Genomic DNA, 17,568 nt, shown 5'->3' on the forward strand with positions numbered 1-17,568 from the left:
TTACGGCACTTCCAAAGCTTAATAAAAGCTTCGGAATGCAACTATACCATATACGGTAAAAAGATAATAGCACCAATTATAACAGCTATAATTGCAAACAATAAAACCGCTCCTGCCGCAACATCCTTTGCAATTTTTGCAAACGGATGAATATCGGCAGTCGCTAAATCTACCGTTTTTTCCACAGCCGTATTTACCATCTCTAAACTCATTACACTCCCTATTACAATAAGTAATATCATCCACTCTATTTTCGTAATATGGAAATAAAAGCCGCAGCATATAACAATGACTGCGGCTAAATAATGGATTTTCATATTTCGTTCATGACGAAAACAAAAGAATATACCAGCTATAGCATATCCAAAACTATCTATAAGTTTTCCTTTTTTCATCGTCCTAATCCAAAAGCTTCTAAAATTTCTTTTTGTCTTCCGAACATTTCTTTTTCATCTTCTTCTGTCATGTGATCATAACCAAGTAAATGTAAAAAGCCATGTAACGCCAAAAATCCAAGTTCACGATCGAAAGAATGTCCGTACTCTTCAGCTTGCTCTTTCGCCCTTGGAATAGAGATAATAAGATCCCCTAACATGCGCGGCATCTCTGCACCAACAATCTCCATTTCTCCTTCTCCCATCTCTTCCATGGCAAAGGATATTACATCTGTAGGTTGATCTTTATCTCGGTAATCACGATTAATTTCTCTAATGCGCTCATTATCTACAAATGTCACCGATACCTCCGCACCATCCTCGATATTTTCCATTTGAGCTGCTTTTTCTAACACTTCACGAATTAAACTCATATACTCTTCTTTTACTTCTTCTGTTTCATCAATAAAATCAATTAACAAACTCATTCTTTCTCCTTTTCTTCCGGAGGTTCCGGATATGTAATACGCGAATGGAAAATACCATTTAACGTTTCACACAACGTTTTTCCAACGATTTGTAGTTCCTTAAACGTCAAATCACATTCACTAAATTGACCGTCTTGCAGTCGATCTTTAATAATACTTTGCACCAAATTATTAATTTGTTCTGGCGTTGGGTGATTCATAGAACGTACCGCAGCTTCTACACTATCAGCAATACCAACAATTGCCGATTCTTTCGAAGTTGCTTTTGAACCTGGATAACGGAACATCTCTTCTGTATATTTTTCTTTATCTTCTTTAATAGCTTTATAATAAAAATATTTCAGTAACGTTGTACCGTGATGTTGCCCAGCGATATCAATAATTTCTTGTGGAATATGATATTCTTCGAGCATTCTTACTCCATCCGTTACGTGAGCAATTATAATATCTTTACTCGTTACAGGATCTAATTTATCATGCGGGTTTTTAATTCCCATTTGGTTTTCAATAAAGAATTGCGGTTGTACTGTTTTTCCTACATCATGATAATATGCCCCTACACGCGCTAATACACCATTTGCCCCAACTGCTTCACAAGCAGCCTCAGAAAGATTCGCTACCATTACACTATGATGATATGTCCCTGGCGCTTCTAACAAAATTCTGCGTAAAAGCGGATGATTTGGACTTGATAGTTCCATAAGCTTCATACTTGATACGATTCCAAGTCCACTTTCTAAATATGGTAAAATCCCCATAGCCAAAACGGATGATATAATCCCTGAAAGTGAAGCCATTAATAATTGCGTACCAATTTCAAGAGGCGAAAAATTCCCATTACGTAATAATAAAAGCGCCGCCAATACGACTACATTTAATACAGAAACGAGTATACCAGCTTGTAAAATCATTGTACGACGATTTTTTTCTCGCAAGAAAATACTAACCGATAACGAACTTAACAATACGTAAATCCCTACACTATAATTTAATGTACTCGTTACTCCTTCATTAAACATAATACTTCCGCATACAGAAAAAATCATACTCGTTAAAAAGACAAATCGATCACCAATCATTAGTTTTACAAGTATTGTTCCCATCGCAACTGGGACAACATATGCAATCCCTGCGTATTCAAGTTTTTGAAACAAACTAATGATTTTCATTAAGACGATTGTGATAGACAAAATTGTAATATACGCTAAAACATACGGTCTATCTTCTCTTTTTCTCTTTAAAAATAATTCAAATTGTTTATGCATAAAGTATAGTAACACACCAATGAGTACCGCTAATCCAACATAAGGTTGAAAACCGTTCCCTTTTTCTAACAAACCAACTAATTTCAACTGATTATACACATCACTTGAAATTGTTTCACCTTCTCTAACAAGAACTTGTCCTTGAAGAATATAAACAGGTGGAACTAAATCTTCCTCTGCTTTTCTCTTCTCTTTCGTTAAGATTGGGTCATAAAAATAGTTAGCTGAAATTGCATATCTTCCTAGCGCCTTAATTGATTCTTTTAAACCATTATCAACATTAACACTATTCATCTCACTTACATATCGTTCTTTCGCATCTTTCAATTCGTCCATTTTAATATGCTCAGTCATGATACTATTAATCGCTGTGACCGCAGCATCTTTCGCTAATACTAATTGGCTCGGATCTGCATTAATCAAATTCAGTAAGTTTGAATCAGATAACTCTTTCGTTAAGTCAGCGGGTAGTTTCTTTTTTAACTTGTCCACTTTCTCAGCATCAGTCATCTTTTTTTGATCATCCGGTCCAACAGCTTTAATCTCTTGCACCACTTCATCCACTTTAGCAAAGACGTCATTCACAATATCAACTTTGTTTTGTTTATACTCACTTTTATATGTATATTGATCTTCAACTTTTGTAGCGGCTTCTTTTTTCTTTTTATCCGTTGTAACTTTATCTTCAATTTTTATAGGAGAATGGATTGTCTTTTTCGCAATAGAATACATATTAACATCTAATTGTTCTGGTTTTACATTATTCATAAGCGCAAAAAACAGCACTGCTCCTAACACAACGTAAGAAATCCAACTTAGTTTTTTCGAATGTTGTAAATTACGAAACCACTTAGAAATTTCTTGAGATCTTGACATGATTTCAATACCTTCTCCTCTCCAGAAATAAAGTGAAACTATTTATAGCTTTCATTTCTTCTACCAAACGATACTTTGAGGCAATATTTTATACACTAGTACCAATAGTTTATTTTCCTTATCTTTCATGATAGTAAAAAATATGACGTTCGCCAACCTTATCATACAAAAAGAAATGATCCTGACAAATAGGATCATTCCATTTTATCATATGCCTCAATAATACGTTGCACCAATGGATGTCTCACAACGTCCGTTTGTTCTAATGTAATAAATGACAGACCTGATACACCAGATAAAATATTAGCAGCTATAGATAGCCCTGATTTTACCCCTTTTGGCAAGTCTACTTGTGAAGGGTCCCCTGTAATAACCATTTTAGAACTAAAACCTAATCTTGTTAAAAACATTTTTATTTGAGCACCCGTTGTATTTTGAGCCTCATCTAAAATAACAAATGAATCATCAAGCGTACGCCCCCTCATATAAGCAAGCGGAGCTATTTCAATTACTCCTCGCTCCATCATACGCTGCGTATATTCTTGTCCAAGAATATCATGTAAAGCATCATATAACGGGCGTAAGTATGGATCTACCTTCTCTTTCAAATCCCCTGGTAAAAAACCTAAATTTTCTCCAGCTTCTACAGCAGGTCTTGTTAAAATAATTTTCTTTACATATCCTTGTTTTAAAGCCCTCACAGCCATTACTACAGCTAAATATGTTTTTCCAGTTCCTGCAGGCCCTATCCCAAAGACAATATCATTCTTCTTCATCGCATGAATATATCTTCTTTGCCCCATTGTTTTTACACGAATGGATTTACCTTTTGCAGTCTTGAAAATTTCTTCCTCATATAACTCTTCAAATTGAGCAATTTTCCCTTGTTGTGCAAGCTGAATCGCATACGCAACATCTCTCTCTGAAATTGATATACTTTTACGAATTACAACAAGTAATTGCTGTAAGATTTTTTCTACGAGTGCCACCGTTTCAACTGCCCCAGATACATGAACAGTTTCTCCTCTAGTTACGATCGATACATTCAGTTCTCGTTCAATTACTTTTAAATGCGCATCATTAACTCCAAAAAGAGCGATTGCTTCGTTAGCATTTTCCAATTGTTGGTTCATTTCTACTAATTGTTCTGCCATTACTCAGTCTCCTTGAATATCGGATTCGGATATTGGTTGTGGCTCTGCAATATTTTCAACCACAGTATAATGCAATGTGACTTTTAGTTGATCCGCCTCAACCTCTTTACTCAAAATCTTATCACTTACAATCATAGCATGTTCATCCAATTTTTTCTTTAGTTCTTTTTCGGCCATCTCCTTCGCTACTTTCAGCGCTTGCTTTTCTGTATATTCTCGATTCGCTTCTTCCTCTTCTCTCACAACATCTTTTTCATATGCAATCGGCAGTGTAAAACCAAATAATTTCACATCATGCTTTACACTTTCAGTACGAGAGCGTTTATACTTATCATGCTGAAATCCCCATATTTTTATTTTCGTATCCCCAAATTTAAGAAAATGTTCATTGTATACATTACCAGTATACACTTGGAATTGCGTCTTTAACGGGACATCCACCTTAGATGTATACCACGTTTCGCCATATACAATACCTTTCGCTGAAACAATCGTCGGACTTTCCTCATTACCATATATTCCCGATACGAGAATCTGTCCTTTTTCTACATGATCATTTTTCAGTACAACCGGCTTTCCAACTTCTACAAACGTTTTTGTAATAATCGCTTCTTTTTTTGCTACTAAATTTTGCGGCCTTTGTTCCTTTTCTTTCTTCGGTTCGTTTTTTTCAACAATTTTAAAATGATAAGTCGTTCCCCTTACTTCTAGTCCCGCCCAAGTAATGGCATTAATATTATCTGTCAAATGGCGTTGTACATCTTCTACATTCGGCATTTGAAATTGTAGTTTCCCTTTTTTAATACCCATTTTATCCAATTCTTTCATCAATATATATTCTGTTTCAGGTTTAGCTCCTGTAATTTCAATTTTCCAAACCATATTTGACATTGCAATCACACCAAAAAAGAAAATTAAAAAACCAATTAAAAATCCACTGTTTTTAATTAAACGTTTATTCCAAAAAGGAAAACCATAACGTCCAATAAAATATAATTTACATTCATTTTTTCTATAAATTGGTTTTATTTTTTTCACATCGCGTAACAACATACAAAAAACTAACGTTTCATCAGCTATCTTTTTAACATCCCAAACTAATAAATTCCTCCGTACACATTCATTAACAAACCGTTCCGCTCCTCTACCTTCAATTCGCACTTTTACATATCCAAGCCACTTTATAAACCATTTATTTTTCATTTACCACCTTCACTACCTTTCTAAAAGTAGATATACTACTTTTTATTTGAAGCATTAAAATAGCTCGTACTAAAATAAAACAGAGTAAAACTGTAATCAGTCTCTATCAACGGAACTTTTACAGGATAAAGAAGAAAAACTTCACAAATGGAAGTTTCACTTCAATCACCTTTTTTTTCATTTTCTAAAAATGTTACTTGCTCAATTATCCCCTCGAGTAAAAGCTCTTCTGGAAGAATCGTTTTAATAACAAAGGATTGTCCTTTAATTAATAATTGACCGTGTTTTAAAAGCAATCGCACTTCTTTATCTGAAAACACTAATAACCCCCGATGATTTTCTATATAAATATGTATTTGCCCAACAAGAGTAATCCGAGGTAGATCCATTAATACATCCACTGGTAGGTCTACTTGTTTTGTCAACCAATTTTTCATTTGTTCTAATTTCTTCATCTCGAAAGACCCCCTCTCATCCCATATATATGTATTTCTTCACAAGTGCCTATCGTGTTATAACGACTTCACTAACATAACTATATTCTGCAAGAGTTCATATCATGTTAATTAAAACAGTCGCTATATGAAATCATATTTGTCAGGACAATGATGGATCAGAGGATGTTACCTTTAATAATAGAAGTATTAATACAAGAATATGCGCCCCTACAGGATATCAGTACAAGTTACATTAAGAAATTGAGCCTAGCGAGAAGTGGGAAACTTGAAAAAACCTGTTACAATTCGTTCTGGACGTGACATACTGACCATAGAATAAGTAGTTGTCATTTATTGGACAACTGAGATAAAGTAAAACTATAATCAATCCTCACCAATCGGGCTACCCGTTAATGCGGGATAAAATCAAAAAAAAAGAAAATTTCTTCACTCTGAATGTTACGTTGTAAGTAAGAATATTTTATAGATGGTTGTTATATGAATTTCAAAAAATATTAGGGTTCATTAAAAAATGAATTAATAAATGAGGAAATACGAAAGGAAATCGGCTTTGGTCAAGAAGTTTTGAATGTTATAAAACAAGTTACCGACAGTAATATCCAGCCATTTTATGCAACTGATGCAAAATCTAAAATAGTTAGAATCTCTTTCGTTACCTTTGAGGATTATGCTGAAGAGCAAGCTATAAAACTTCAATCTGAGTTTCAGAAGGCTCGGTACTTAGCTTTTATTCGCGAAAGAAGTTTTAGTCAAGGAAGTAAGAATAGGTGTAGAATCGGAATTATACAAGGAAATAATAAATTGAAACTTTAACTAGAGGGGTTTTTATCACTTACAGAAACGCTTTTTAAGCAATATAGCGTTTCTCCTTAATCAGAACAATAAAAAAACGTCTCATACGAAATGAGACGTTTTTTTATGCTAATAGCTGGATAACCAGCTTATTCACAAGTGATCCGTCTGTTTTACCTTTTACTTTCGGCATAACAGCAGTCATCACCTTACCCATATCTGCTTTAGAAGTCGCACCAACTTCAGAAATAACTTGCTTGATTACATCAACTAGTTCTTCTTCAGTTAATTGCTCTGGCAAATATGCGCTTAAAATCTGAATTTCACTTTGCAGTTTATTAACAAGGTCTTCACGACCAGCTTTTTTAAATTCAAGGAGGGAGTCCTTATACTGTTTTACTTCACGAGCTAAAACTGTTATTTCCTCTTCTTCAGTAAGAGTATGTTGCAGTTTAATACCTTCATTTTGTAAAGCAGCCTTAACCATACGAATAACGGTTAATTTTTCTTTTTGTTTATTCTTCATCGCTTGTTTCATATCATCGTTTAAACGACCGAGAAGACTCATAACTTACACCCTCTCTTAGAATTTACGCTTTCTTGCCGCTTCAGATTTCTTCTTACGTTTTACACTTGGTTTTTCATAAAACTCGCGCTTTCTTGCTTCAGCAAGTGTACCAGTTTTAGAAACCGATCTTTTAAAACGGCGAAGTGCATCCTCCAAAGACTCGTTTTTACGAACGACTGTTTTTGACATTCTCTTTCCCTCCCTCCGAAACATCACACTTACATACTAACTTCAGCATGCAAAAAGAAACACTTCTTCAGCATGTCTTTTACGATTATAATACATTTTATCACTTCAGGTCAACTATTTGGCAGAATAAAAGAAGAATAGAAGCATTTCCTTTTCAAAAGTTATGCAAATAACTAGTATCCTTCACTGATGAAGACAACTATATTTTTATCATTTCATCTTTTTTCATACAGGGATGCATGAAACGCCTCCCCACCTTCTATTACTTAACCGCTTCAAATAAAGAAAGCATGCAAACCGTTTCCGGTTGCACGCTCTTTTTATGCGCTAGCTGATTCTTTTTTCACATCATCTTCAAGAACACGAACAAATTGCGCTTCGTTATATGGATAACCAGCTTTCGTAATTTTCACTTTCACTAGCTTACCAATTAATTCTTCTGATCCTTCAAATACAATTTTCAAGTAGTTATCTGTATAACCTACATATAACCCTTCACGGTCGCCCTCTTTAAATTGCTCTTCCGGAATGATTTCAAGCACTTCACCTTCAAACGCTGATGCGTACTCTTTCGCTAATTGATTAGATAGCTCAATTAAACGATGAACACGATCGTTCTTCACATCTTCAGGAACTTGATCTTCCATGCGCGCTGCAGGTGTTCCTGTACGTTTTGAGTAAGGGAACACATGTAACTCAGAGAAGCGGTTCTCTTTAATGAAATTGTATGTTTCCATGAATTCTTCTTCTGTTTCACCTGGGAAACCAACGATTACGTCAGATGTAATCGCAAGGCCTGGTAACACTTCTTTCAAACGATCTAAACGCTCTTGGAAGAATTCCATCGTATATTTACGACGCATACGTTTTAATACAGTATTAGAGCCAGATTGCAACGGAATATGCAAGTGGCGTACAACTACTTCAGATTTATCTAACACTTCAATTACTTCATCTGAAATTTGACTCGCTTCAATAGAAGAAATACGAAGACGTTTTAATCCGCCTACTTCCGCTTCCATATCACGAAGTAATCCAGCTAAGTTATAATCTTTTATGTCTTCGCCGTATCCACCTGTATGAATACCCGTTAATACGATTTCTTTATAGCCTGCATCCACTAATTGTTGCGCTTGTTTAATAACTTCTTTTCCATCACGAGAACGCATTAAACCGCGCGCCCAAGGAATGATACAGAATGTACAGAAGTTATTGCAACCCTCTTGTATTTTTAAAGACGCACGTGTACGATCCGTGAAATAAGGTACATCAAGTTCTTCGTACACACGTGTTTTCATAATATTGCGGACAGCATTAATTGGTTGACGCTCTTTACGGAATTCTTCGATGTAACCTAACATCTTTTCACGATCCTGTGTACCAACTACAATATCCACACCCGGGATCGCCATAATTTCAGCTGGAGATGTTTGTGCATAACATCCCGTTACACAAATAACTGCATCTGGATTTTGACGCACAGCACGTCTGATTACTTGACGGCTTTTTTTGTCCCCAGTATTCGTTACTGTACATGTGTTAATAACATATACATCAGCTTTCTTTTCATATTCTGTTCTTTCATAACCACCTTGTTTAAACAATTGCCAAATGGCTTCTGTTTCATAGTGGTTTACTTTACAACCTAACGTATGGAACGCAACAGTTGACATTGATCATCACCCCATCAATTCAAAATGATACGAAGCAGCACTTAACGCGTATAACGGCGCCGTTTCTGTTCTTAAAATTCTTGGTCCTAAACTACATGGTACAAATTTATGTTCACGAAGCGCTGTAATCTCTTCCTCAGCTAAACCGCCTTCTGGGCCAAATACAATCAATAGCTTTTGACCTGGTTTCATTGTCGTTAAAGCTTTCGCAAAATTAGATTTCTCGCCTTGTTTTGCTTCCTCTTCGTAAGCAACAAGACAAGCATCATACTCACCACTCATTGAAAGCAATTGCTTAAATGATGCTGGAGCATGTACTTCTGGAATTTCACTTCTATGTGATTGTTCCGCAGCTTCTTTCACAATTTTTCTTAAACGCTCAACTTTTTTATCAGCTTTTTTCGCATCCCATTTTACGATAGAGCGAGATGCTTGAAATGGTAAGAATGCAGCTGCCCCAAGCTCAGTTCCTTTTTGAAAAATTAACTCTAGCTTGTCTCCTTTTGGCAGTCCACTTGCAATCGTCACGAAAACAGGAAGTTCACTTGACGCCTCTACCCATTCTACAATAGCCGTATTAATAAATTCACTGGTAATTTCATCAATTGAACATACTGCTGTTTTTCCATTTACACAGCAATAAATATGATCACCAGCTGACATACGCATCACTCTTGCGATATGATGTACGTCATCACCTACAATGCGAATACTTGTCTCATTTACATATTTCTCTTCTACAAAATAACGTTGCATATAATCACCTTAGTAGAGTTTCGTTCCTTTCGTAAGTCAACACTTACGAAAAGAACGAAACGTTATCATTTTTCATATAACAAACGGCAAGTCCCTCACCTTATAGTGAGAGACTCCCCTTTTCATTATAGACTAAAATCTATATTACGCATTTCGTGCAATAATTGCTACCCAATCTTCCATTCGTAACACTTCTTCAATTGTAAATCCAGCTTTTTCTAGCGCCTCAGAAATTACTTTTTCCTTCGCAGCAATAATGCCCGATGTAATAAATAATCCACCTGACTTCACAACTCTTGCTGCATCTTCAGGGAATAATAGAATAATTTCTGCTAATAAGTTAGCTACGATTAAATCAACAGGACCTTCAATACCTTCTAAAAGACTATTTTGTCCAACAGACACGATATCATCTGTTGTATTTAAACGTACATTCATTTCTGCACTTTCAACCGCAACCGGATCTAAATCATACGCTTGAACAGAAGACGCACCTAATTTTGCTGCTGCAATACTAAGTACACCAGAACCTGTTCCTACATCAATAATAGCGTCACCTGGCTGTACTGTTTTTTCTAAAGCACGGATACACATCGTTGTTGTTGGATGAGTTCCTGTACCAAACGCCATACCCGGGTCTAATTCAATGATTTTTTCATCAGGAGAAGATGGTGTATATTCTTCCCAAGTCGGTACGATTGTGAATGTATCAGAAATTTGTACTGGATGGTAATATTTTTTCCAAGCAGTAGCCCAATCTTCTTCATTGACTTCGTTAACGGTAATATTTCCAGTACCAATTTCGATGTCGTAAGATGGAAGCACATCAATAGATGATTTTACACCTGCAATCGTTTCATGTAAAGAATCGGTTTGCGGGAAATATGCTTTTATTAATACACCTTCCGCCGGATATTCATCTGGATTCAATGCATAAATTTCACCATATTGTTGCTCGCGCTCTTTCGTTAACTCCGCTGGATCCTCAATCGCAACTCCGCTAGCACCAGCTTCATGTAAAATATGAGAGACAGCTTCTACTGCTTCTTCTGTTGTATGAATACTAATTTCTGACCATTTCACAATTTACCAACTCCATTTTTTATTTCCATTATTCCCCTTTGAAAGCACGTTTAAGCTTTCCGAATAAACTATCATCCTGCTCTTCTTGTCCTGCAAATTCACGTAATAAATCTTTTTGCTGTGAAGTTAATTTCGTCGGTACAACAACACGAACGACTACATATTGATCTCCTTGACCGTATCCACGTACGTTCGGAGCACCTTTTCCTTTTAAGCGGAACTCTGTTCCAGTTTGTGTTCCTGCTGGGATTTTCAGCTTCACTTTACCATGAACAGTAGGGACTTCCACTTCAGCACCAAGTGCCATTTGTGCAAATGTTAATGGCATTTCGCAAATAATGTGGTCTCCTTCACGCTCGAAGAATTCATGATTTCTTACATGAACAACAACATATAAGTCTCCTGCTGGTCCGCCATTTACGCCGGCTTCACCTTTTCCAGACACACGAATTTGTTGACCATTATCAATACCCGCTGGAATTTTAACATTAATTTTTTTACGTTTACGAACTTTACCTGAACCGTGACATGTCGTACATTTTTCTTTAATAATTTGTCCAGTTCCTGAACAATGACCACAAGCTTGACGGTTTACGATACGACCAAACGGTGTGTTTTGTTCAACACTCACTTGACCAGAACCTGAACAATGTTTACATGTTTCTTTTGAAGTTCCTGGTTTTGCTCCACTACCTTTACAAGTATCACATGGATCTTCTACTGGAATTTCCACATTTAATTCCTTACCAAAAATAGCTTCTTCAAAATCTAAAGTGACTTGATATTGTAAGTCAGCGCCTTGGCGCGGAGCATTTGGATCACGACGTCTGCCGCCGCCACCGCCAAAGAAAGAACTAAATATATCTTCAAAACCGAAGCCACCGCCGAAGTCTCCTCCGCCGCCAAATCCACCGAATCCTTGATTTGCACCAGCATGACCAAATTGATCGTACTGCGCACGCTTTTGATCATCACTTAACACTTCGTATGCTTCTTGTACTTCTTTAAACTTTTCAATTGCATTTTCTTCTTTGCTTACGTCTGGATGGTATTTTTTAGCCAAACGACGATACGCTTTTTTTATTTCATCTGTTGAAGCGCCCTTGCTAAGTCCAAGGACCTCATAATAGTCTCGTTTACTCATAAATTTACAACCCCCGAATCTTTCACATAAACGTAATTTTAACACCGAAAGAAAGTGCTTTGCAACAAAGTTTCCTCACTTACAGTATGCAAAGCGAAAAACTTAAGATCCTCACACATCGCTTCTCATTCGTGAAAAAAGCCAAAGTCAAGGCACGCTTGACTTTGACTTTTTGTCATCTTACTTATTATGTTTACAGTTGAATTACTTGTCTTCTTTTACTTCTTCAAACTCAGCGTCAACTACATTGTCTTTCTTCGCGCCAGCGTCTTGTGCACCTTGCGCACCTTCTGCTTGACCAGCAGCTGCTTGAGCTTGCTCGTATAATTTAACAGTTAATTGTTGTACGATTTCTTGTAAAGCATCTTTTTTCGCACGAATTTCTTCAAGCTCGTTTTTCTCGATTGCAGCTTGTAATGCTTCTTTCGCTTCTGTTGCTTTTGCAACTTCAGCTGCATCTACTTTACCTTCTAAATCTTTTACAACTTTGTCTGTTTGGAATACAAGTTGGTCAGCTTCATTACGAAGTTCAACTTCTTCCTTACGTTTTTGGTCAGCGTCAGCATTTGCTTCCGCTTCTTGTACCATACGTTCTACTTCTTCATCAGAAAGACCTGAAGAAGATTGGATTGTAATAGCTTGCTCTTTGCTTGTTCCTAAGTCTTTCGCACGTACGTTAACGATACCGTTCGCATCAATATCGAATGTTACTTCGATTTGTGGAATACCACGTGGTGCTGGTGGAAGGTCAGTTAATTGGAAACGACCTAACGTTTTGTTGTCAGCTGACATCGGACGCTCACCTTGTAATACGTGAATGTCTACTGCTGGTTGATTATCAGCAGCTGTCGAGAATACTTGTGACTTACTTGTTGGAATTGTAGTGTTACGCTCGATTAATTTCGTGAACACGCCACCCATAGTTTCAATACCTAAAGAAAGTGGAGTTACGTCTAATAATAGAACACCTTCTACATCACCAGTAAGTACGCCACCTTGAACTGCAGCACCTAATGCTACAACTTCATCAGGGTTTACACCTTTATATGGCTCTTTACCAGTTTCACGTTTAATAGCTTCTTGTACAGCTGGGATACGAGTAGATCCACCAACAAGAATAACTTTATCTAATTCGCTTGGAGCAAAACCAGCGTCTTTTAATGCACGACGAGTTGGCTCTAATGTTCTTTCAACAAGACCTGCTGAAAGCTCTTCGAATTTCGCTCTTGTTAACGTTAATTCTAAGTGTAATGGACCAGCAGCTCCAGCACTAATGAATGGTAATGAAATTTGAGTTTGTGTTACACCAGAAAGATCTTTTTTCGCTTTTTCAGCTGCATCTTTCAAGCGTTGAAGCGCCATTTTATCTTGGCTTAAATCAATGTTATTTTCTTTTTTGAACTCAGCTACTAAGTGATCGATGATAACTTGGTCAAAGTCATCGCCACCAAGACGGTTGTCACCAGCAGTTGAAATAACTTCGAATGTGCCGTCTGCTAACTCAAGGATAGATACGTCAAATGTACCGCCACCTAAGTCATATACTAAGATTTTTTGTTCTTCGTCTTGTTTTTCTAAACCGTAAGCAAGTGCTGCTGCTGTTGGCTCGTTAATGATACGCTCAACTTCTAAACCAGCGATACGACCAGCATCTTTCGTTGCTTGACGCTCTGCATCGTTGAAGTATGCAGGTACTGTAATAACAGCTTTCGTTACTGTTTCACCTAAGTATGCTTCAGCAGAAGCTTTTAAATTTTGTAAAATGATTGCAGAAATTTCTTGAGGTGTATAATCTTTACCTTCAACTTCTACTTTGTAGTCTGTACCCATATGACGTTTAACAGACATGATTGTATTTGGGTTTGTAATTGCTTGGCGCTTTGCAACTTCCCCAACTTGACGTTCTTCATTTTTGAAAGCTACAACAGAAGGTGTTGTACGGTTCCCTTCTGGATTTGGGATAACCTTTGGTTCTCCACCTTCCATAACAGCTACACAAGAGTTTGTTGTACCTAAGTCAATACCGATAATTTTACTCATGGCGAATCCTCCTAGTTTTATGTAAATTATTGATTTACTTTTACCATTGATGGGCGAATCACACGGTCTTTTAATTTATAACCTTTTTGGAATTCTTCCACAACCGCGTTTGATTCAAATTCACTATCTTCCACTTGCATAATAGCTTGGTGTTCATTAGGATCAAACTGTTTACCAACAGCTTCAATCACTTCCACACCTTCTTTAGTCAGCGCTTCTAACAATTGACGATGCACCATCTCCATACCTTGTAACAATGATTTCGTTTGCTCATCAGTCGCTTCCACTTGCATTGCTCTTTCAAAATTATCAAGAGCTGGCAAGATGTCTGAAACTAGACTTTGTGCTCTATATTTTTCAGCAGCCTGTTTATCCATTTGGACACGGCGCTTATAATTTTCAAAATCAGCTTGTAGACGTAATGTGCGACCTTCCGTTTCCGTTAGTTTCGCTTGTAACTCATCTACTTTTTCTTGTAAAAGAGCAGCCTCACTTTTTTCTTCTACAGTTTCTTCACTGTTTTCTGGCGTGACAGCTTCTTCAACTTGCGCTTCTTTTACTTCTTCTACCACTTGTTCGTTACGCTCTTCCACAATATTCACCTCCTTAAAAGGTATTAGGTATCATGCATAGCATGATTACCTAATCATTATATATTACACACAGCAATGAAAATTTCATCACTTGAGCGAATGTATTACTCTCATTTACTTTTTAAGCCCATCAGTAAATTGTCTCGTAAATAACTGTAACAAACTAATTACACGAGAATATTGCATTCTCGTAGGACCTAAAATAGCAATTGTTCCAAGTTGCTCTTCGCCGATCGAATATGTTGCAGAAATTAAACTACAATCCTCCATAGCCGTCGAAGAGTTTTCCCTACCAATTTTCACTTGAATCCCGACTTGTTTATGACGCAAAATGTCATAAAATTCGGCTTCATTATCAATCATGGTAAGTAAAGATCTAACCTTTTGAATGTCATGGAACTCTGGCTGCGAAAGCATATTTGCTTTTCCTCCAAAGTATATCTTTTCCGATAACGGAACTTGAAATGTACCATCCAACATTTTTATTGCACTATCGTAATTATGAACATACCCACGTAAAACTGTAACAATTTCCTTAAAGATTTTATTATGAAGTTCTTCCATCGGTACGCCAGATAGCTTTTCATTTAAAATATTAACCATTTTTTCTAAATCTGATAAATCAACAGATTCCGGAACGGTAATCGTTTTACTTTGTACATGCCCTGTATCGGTTACAATAATAGCGACTGCAGTTTGACGATCAAGCGGCACAATTTGTACATTTTTAAGTTTATTTGTACTTAACTTCGGTCCAAGAACAATTGCCGTATAATTCGTAAGTTCTGATAAAATTTGAGCAGATTGCTGTGCAATTTTTTCCGCTTCAAAAATTCTTTCAGCAAATAAATCTTTAATTTGTACAATTTCAGCGTTCGGTAAGTTTTGCGGCGCTAAAAGATGGTCTACATAAAATCGGTAGCCTTTCTCAGAAGGAACACGTCCAGAAGAACTGTGCGTTTTTTCAATAAAACCTAATTCTTCTAAGTCCGCCATTTCATTTCGAATAGTAGCTGAACTAAATGTGATTTCATCTTTTTTAGCCAACGTTCTAGACCCAACGGGCTGCGCTGATCCAATAAAGTCATCAATAATTGTTTGTAAAATTAAGAGCTGACGTTCCGTAAGCATCTCATCATCACCTCTGTTAGCACTCTTTGTCTTTGAGTGCTAAATCTATTAATAACTTACCAAAATTGACATTCAATTGTCAACGGAAACGTCACGAAATAATGAAACTTTTTCACGCCTATGGAACATTTAATTAGTCAATCAAAAATGATTGGAATACTTCATTCCCTAATAATTTTCCTTTTCGCGTTAAACGCACATGTCCATCTTCCTCTTCAAGCAATCCCTGCTCTTGGTTGCTTTGTAACTGCTTTGCGAAAACTTGATCCATCTCTATATTAAATTTATTGTGGAACGCCGTTTTAGAAACACCTTTTGTTTTTCGAAGCCCTAAGAACAGCTCTTCTTCCATTCTTTCTTTCTCCGTCACTTTGTGAACATCTAAATACGGAAATCCTGTTTCATCAATTTTATTAAAATATTGCTTCAGAGGACCAACATTTTGAATACGTTCTCCGTTCACATAACTATGAGCTCCAGCTCCAAATCCATAATACTCTTCATTATTCCAGTATGTGAGATTATGTCTACTTTTATTGTCACCTTTTGAGAAATTACTAATTTCATACTGGTTATAACCGTGTTTCTCCATTTCATCCATTACTATTTCATACATTTTCGCTTCATGGTCTTCACCCGGAAGACGTAATTTTCCTTTGTTCATTAAGTTATAAAACACTGTTTTTGGCTCCACAATTAATGAATATGCCGAGAAATGTTGTACACCAAGCGTAAAAGCAATATCTAATGTTTCTTTTACATCTTCTATCGTCTGTCCTGGCAAAGCATAAATAATATCTACATTAATATTTTTAAAGCCTACTTCCTGTGCCTCTCGAATCGCGAGGAATGCATCTTCCCTCGTATGCTTGCGCCCGATCTTCTCAAGAAGTTCATCACGGAACGTTTGCACACCAAAACTAATTCGATTTACTCCACCTTCTAGCAGTACATTTAGCTTCTCTTTCGGTAAATCTCCTGGATTCGCTTCAAATGTTAATTCACAATTCGGGGCGAACGGACGCAAATGACGATTAATAATCTCGAGTAAATTTTTTGTCTGTTCCATATTTAACGCTGTCGGAGTTCCCCCACCCACAAAAATCGTTTTCATACTATCAAATGGAACTTTTTGAACCGTATTTATTATTTCCTTCTCTAAATAATCTAAATATTGATCAACCGGTTGGCGTTCAATAAACACTTTATTAAAATCACAATAGTGACAAATGTGCTGACAAAACGGAATATGAATGTATGCAGCTTGTACCAAATATAACTCCTACCTTTCTAAAAAGAAAACCTCCGCACTCCGGAGGGTTCTCTACTTCTCTAACGTATTACGAATTTGTTCCATTCGCATTTTTCCCCAATCATACATCATTTCAACGATCGGTAAAAGTGACATGCCTAGTTCCGTCATATAATACTCAACGCGAGGAGGAATTTCAGGATATACTGTCCGATCAACAATCCCATCTTCCATTAACTCTTTTAATTGGTTCGACAAAACTTTATGAGAAATGCTTGGGAATAACCGTTGTAATTCACTGAAACGATGCGGCCCTTCCACACCAAGATGCCACAGTATCACAACTTTCCACTTTCCACTAATAATAGAAAGCGTCAATTCCTTTTCACAATTAAAATTACCATTTTGTATTTTATCTTGAATATCTTTTCGAATATTTTCGGACATTAACAATCTCCTAACTCTATATGAACTAAAAAGCTCTCTCATTATTGTAAATGAGAGCTGCTCAGATGTCTAAAAAGTAATT

17 protein-coding genes are annotated in these 17,568 nt (G+C 36.6%); all 17 read right to left on the reverse strand.

Going from position 1 to position 17,568, the window contains the following annotated elements; translation table 11 throughout:
- Positions 1–41: 41 nt before the first annotated feature.
- Entirely contained in the window at positions 42–395 is a 354-nt protein-coding gene (locus GD442_RS21095) for a diacylglycerol kinase family protein (RefSeq protein ID WP_000715464.1), read from the reverse strand.
- Positions 392–862, reverse strand: a complete 471-nt coding sequence (gene ybeY, locus GD442_RS21100; protein ID WP_000054684.1) for an rRNA maturation RNase YbeY — start codon at positions 860–862, stop codon at positions 392–394. The genes GD442_RS21095 and ybeY overlap by 4 nt, the downstream gene beginning before the upstream one ends.
- Positions 859–3,003, reverse strand: a complete 2,145-nt coding sequence (locus tag GD442_RS21105) for an HD family phosphohydrolase (RefSeq protein WP_000091510.1) — start codon at positions 3,001–3,003, stop codon at positions 859–861. Before GD442_RS21105 ends, ybeY begins: the two co-directional genes overlap by 4 nt.
- Before the next feature lie 194 nt (positions 3,004–3,197).
- A complete protein-coding gene (locus tag GD442_RS21110; RefSeq protein ID WP_000840501.1) occupies positions 3,198–4,157 on the reverse strand; it encodes a PhoH family protein in 960 nt (319 codons plus the stop codon).
- 3 nt (positions 4,158–4,160) lie between these two features.
- Entirely contained in the window at positions 4,161–5,360 is a 1,200-nt protein-coding gene (gene yqfD / locus GD442_RS21115) for a sporulation protein YqfD (protein WP_000792498.1), read from the reverse strand.
- 161 nt (positions 5,361–5,521) lie between these two features.
- The gene (gene yqfC / locus GD442_RS21120; protein WP_000732269.1) at positions 5,522–5,815 is read right to left on the reverse strand and encodes a sporulation protein YqfC; all 294 of its coding nucleotides are present in this window, start codon (positions 5,813–5,815) and stop codon (positions 5,522–5,524) included.
- A gap of 919 nt (positions 5,816–6,734) precedes the next feature.
- Complete coding sequence (locus GD442_RS21125) at positions 6,735–7,178, reverse strand: GatB/YqeY domain-containing protein (protein WP_000054562.1); 444 nt, start codon at positions 7,176–7,178, stop codon at positions 6,735–6,737.
- A gap of 15 nt (positions 7,179–7,193) precedes the next feature.
- Positions 7,194–7,367: a 30S ribosomal protein S21 gene (rpsU, locus tag GD442_RS21130; protein WP_000048061.1), complete on the reverse strand. Its 174-nt coding sequence runs from the start codon at positions 7,365–7,367 to the stop codon at positions 7,194–7,196.
- Between the two features lie 320 nt (positions 7,368–7,687).
- Entirely contained in the window at positions 7,688–9,040 is a 1,353-nt protein-coding gene (mtaB, locus tag GD442_RS21135; RefSeq protein WP_000108689.1) for a tRNA (N(6)-L-threonylcarbamoyladenosine(37)-C(2))-methylthiotransferase MtaB, read from the reverse strand.
- Between the two features lie 6 nt (positions 9,041–9,046).
- Entirely contained in the window at positions 9,047–9,796 is a 750-nt protein-coding gene (locus GD442_RS21140; RefSeq protein WP_001190154.1) for a 16S rRNA (uracil(1498)-N(3))-methyltransferase, read from the reverse strand.
- A gap of 144 nt (positions 9,797–9,940) precedes the next feature.
- Positions 9,941–10,879, reverse strand: coding sequence for a 50S ribosomal protein L11 methyltransferase (gene prmA, locus GD442_RS21145; RefSeq protein ID WP_000872099.1), 939 nt, complete (start codon positions 10,877–10,879; stop codon positions 9,941–9,943).
- A gap of 28 nt (positions 10,880–10,907) precedes the next feature.
- Positions 10,908–12,023, reverse strand: a complete 1,116-nt coding sequence (dnaJ, locus tag GD442_RS21150) for a chaperone protein DnaJ (protein ID WP_000043946.1) — start codon at positions 12,021–12,023, stop codon at positions 10,908–10,910.
- 204 nt (positions 12,024–12,227) lie between these two features.
- Positions 12,228–14,063, reverse strand: a complete 1,836-nt coding sequence (gene dnaK, locus GD442_RS21155) for a chaperone protein DnaK (RefSeq protein ID WP_000034700.1) — start codon at positions 14,061–14,063, stop codon at positions 12,228–12,230.
- A 26-nt stretch (positions 14,064–14,089) separates the two neighbouring features.
- Positions 14,090–14,656 carry a nucleotide exchange factor GrpE gene (gene grpE / locus GD442_RS21160; protein WP_000392711.1) on the reverse strand — a complete coding sequence of 189 codons (567 nt, stop codon included), beginning with the start codon at positions 14,654–14,656 and terminating at the stop codon, positions 14,090–14,092.
- Positions 14,657–14,770: 114 nt separating this feature from the next.
- Entirely contained in the window at positions 14,771–15,787 is a 1,017-nt protein-coding gene (gene hrcA / locus GD442_RS21165; protein WP_000954941.1) for a heat-inducible transcriptional repressor HrcA, read from the reverse strand.
- A 133-nt stretch (positions 15,788–15,920) separates the two neighbouring features.
- The gene (gene hemW, locus GD442_RS21170; RefSeq protein ID WP_000249438.1) at positions 15,921–17,060 is read right to left on the reverse strand and encodes a radical SAM family heme chaperone HemW; all 1,140 of its coding nucleotides are present in this window, start codon (positions 17,058–17,060) and stop codon (positions 15,921–15,923) included.
- A gap of 51 nt (positions 17,061–17,111) precedes the next feature.
- On the reverse strand, positions 17,112–17,486 hold the full coding sequence (locus GD442_RS21175) for a winged helix-turn-helix transcriptional regulator (RefSeq protein ID WP_001293539.1): 375 nt from the start codon (positions 17,484–17,486) through the stop codon (positions 17,112–17,114).
- Positions 17,487–17,568: the final 82 nt, after the last annotated feature.

It is taken from the genome of Bacillus sp. A260 (assembly GCF_009861435.1).
GTDB lineage: Bacteria > Bacillota > Bacilli > Bacillales > Bacillaceae_G > Bacillus_A > Bacillus_A cereus.

What these genes read in the sequence shown, in the direction of transcription:
- rpsU (WP_000048061.1), bottom strand. Translation starts at nt 7,367, where the DNA reads ATGTCAAAAACAGTCGTTCGTAAAAACGAGTCTTTGGAGGATGCACTT.
- yqfD (WP_000792498.1), bottom strand. Translation starts at nt 5,360, where the DNA reads ATGAAAAATAAATGGTTTATAAAGTGGCTTGGATATGTAAAAGTGCGA.
- hrcA (WP_000954941.1), bottom strand. Translation starts at nt 15,787, where the DNA reads ATGCTTACGGAACGTCAGCTCTTAATTTTACAAACAATTATTGATGAC.
- yqfC (WP_000732269.1), bottom strand. Translation starts at nt 5,815, where the DNA reads ATGAAGAAATTAGAACAAATGAAAAATTGGTTGACAAAACAAGTAGAC.
- GD442_RS21105 (WP_000091510.1), bottom strand. Translation starts at nt 3,003, where the DNA reads ATGTCAAGATCTCAAGAAATTTCTAAGTGGTTTCGTAATTTACAACAT.
- mtaB (WP_000108689.1), bottom strand. Translation starts at nt 9,040, where the DNA reads ATGTCAACTGTTGCGTTCCATACGTTAGGTTGTAAAGTAAACCACTAT.
- GD442_RS21095 (WP_000715464.1), bottom strand. Translation starts at nt 395, where the DNA reads ATGAAAAAAGGAAAACTTATAGATAGTTTTGGATATGCTATAGCTGGT.
- dnaK (WP_000034700.1), bottom strand. Translation starts at nt 14,063, where the DNA reads ATGAGTAAAATTATCGGTATTGACTTAGGTACAACAAACTCTTGTGTA.
- GD442_RS21140 (WP_001190154.1), bottom strand. Translation starts at nt 9,796, where the DNA reads ATGCAACGTTATTTTGTAGAAGAGAAATATGTAAATGAGACAAGTATT.
- GD442_RS21110 (WP_000840501.1), bottom strand. Translation starts at nt 4,157, where the DNA reads ATGGCAGAACAATTAGTAGAAATGAACCAACAATTGGAAAATGCTAAC.
- GD442_RS21125 (WP_000054562.1), bottom strand. Translation starts at nt 7,178, where the DNA reads ATGAGTCTTCTCGGTCGTTTAAACGATGATATGAAACAAGCGATGAAG.
- GD442_RS21175 (WP_001293539.1), bottom strand. Translation starts at nt 17,486, where the DNA reads ATGTCCGAAAATATTCGAAAAGATATTCAAGATAAAATACAAAATGGT.
- ybeY (WP_000054684.1), bottom strand. Translation starts at nt 862, where the DNA reads ATGAGTTTGTTAATTGATTTTATTGATGAAACAGAAGAAGTAAAAGAA.
- dnaJ (WP_000043946.1), bottom strand. Translation starts at nt 12,023, where the DNA reads ATGAGTAAACGAGACTATTATGAGGTCCTTGGACTTAGCAAGGGCGCT.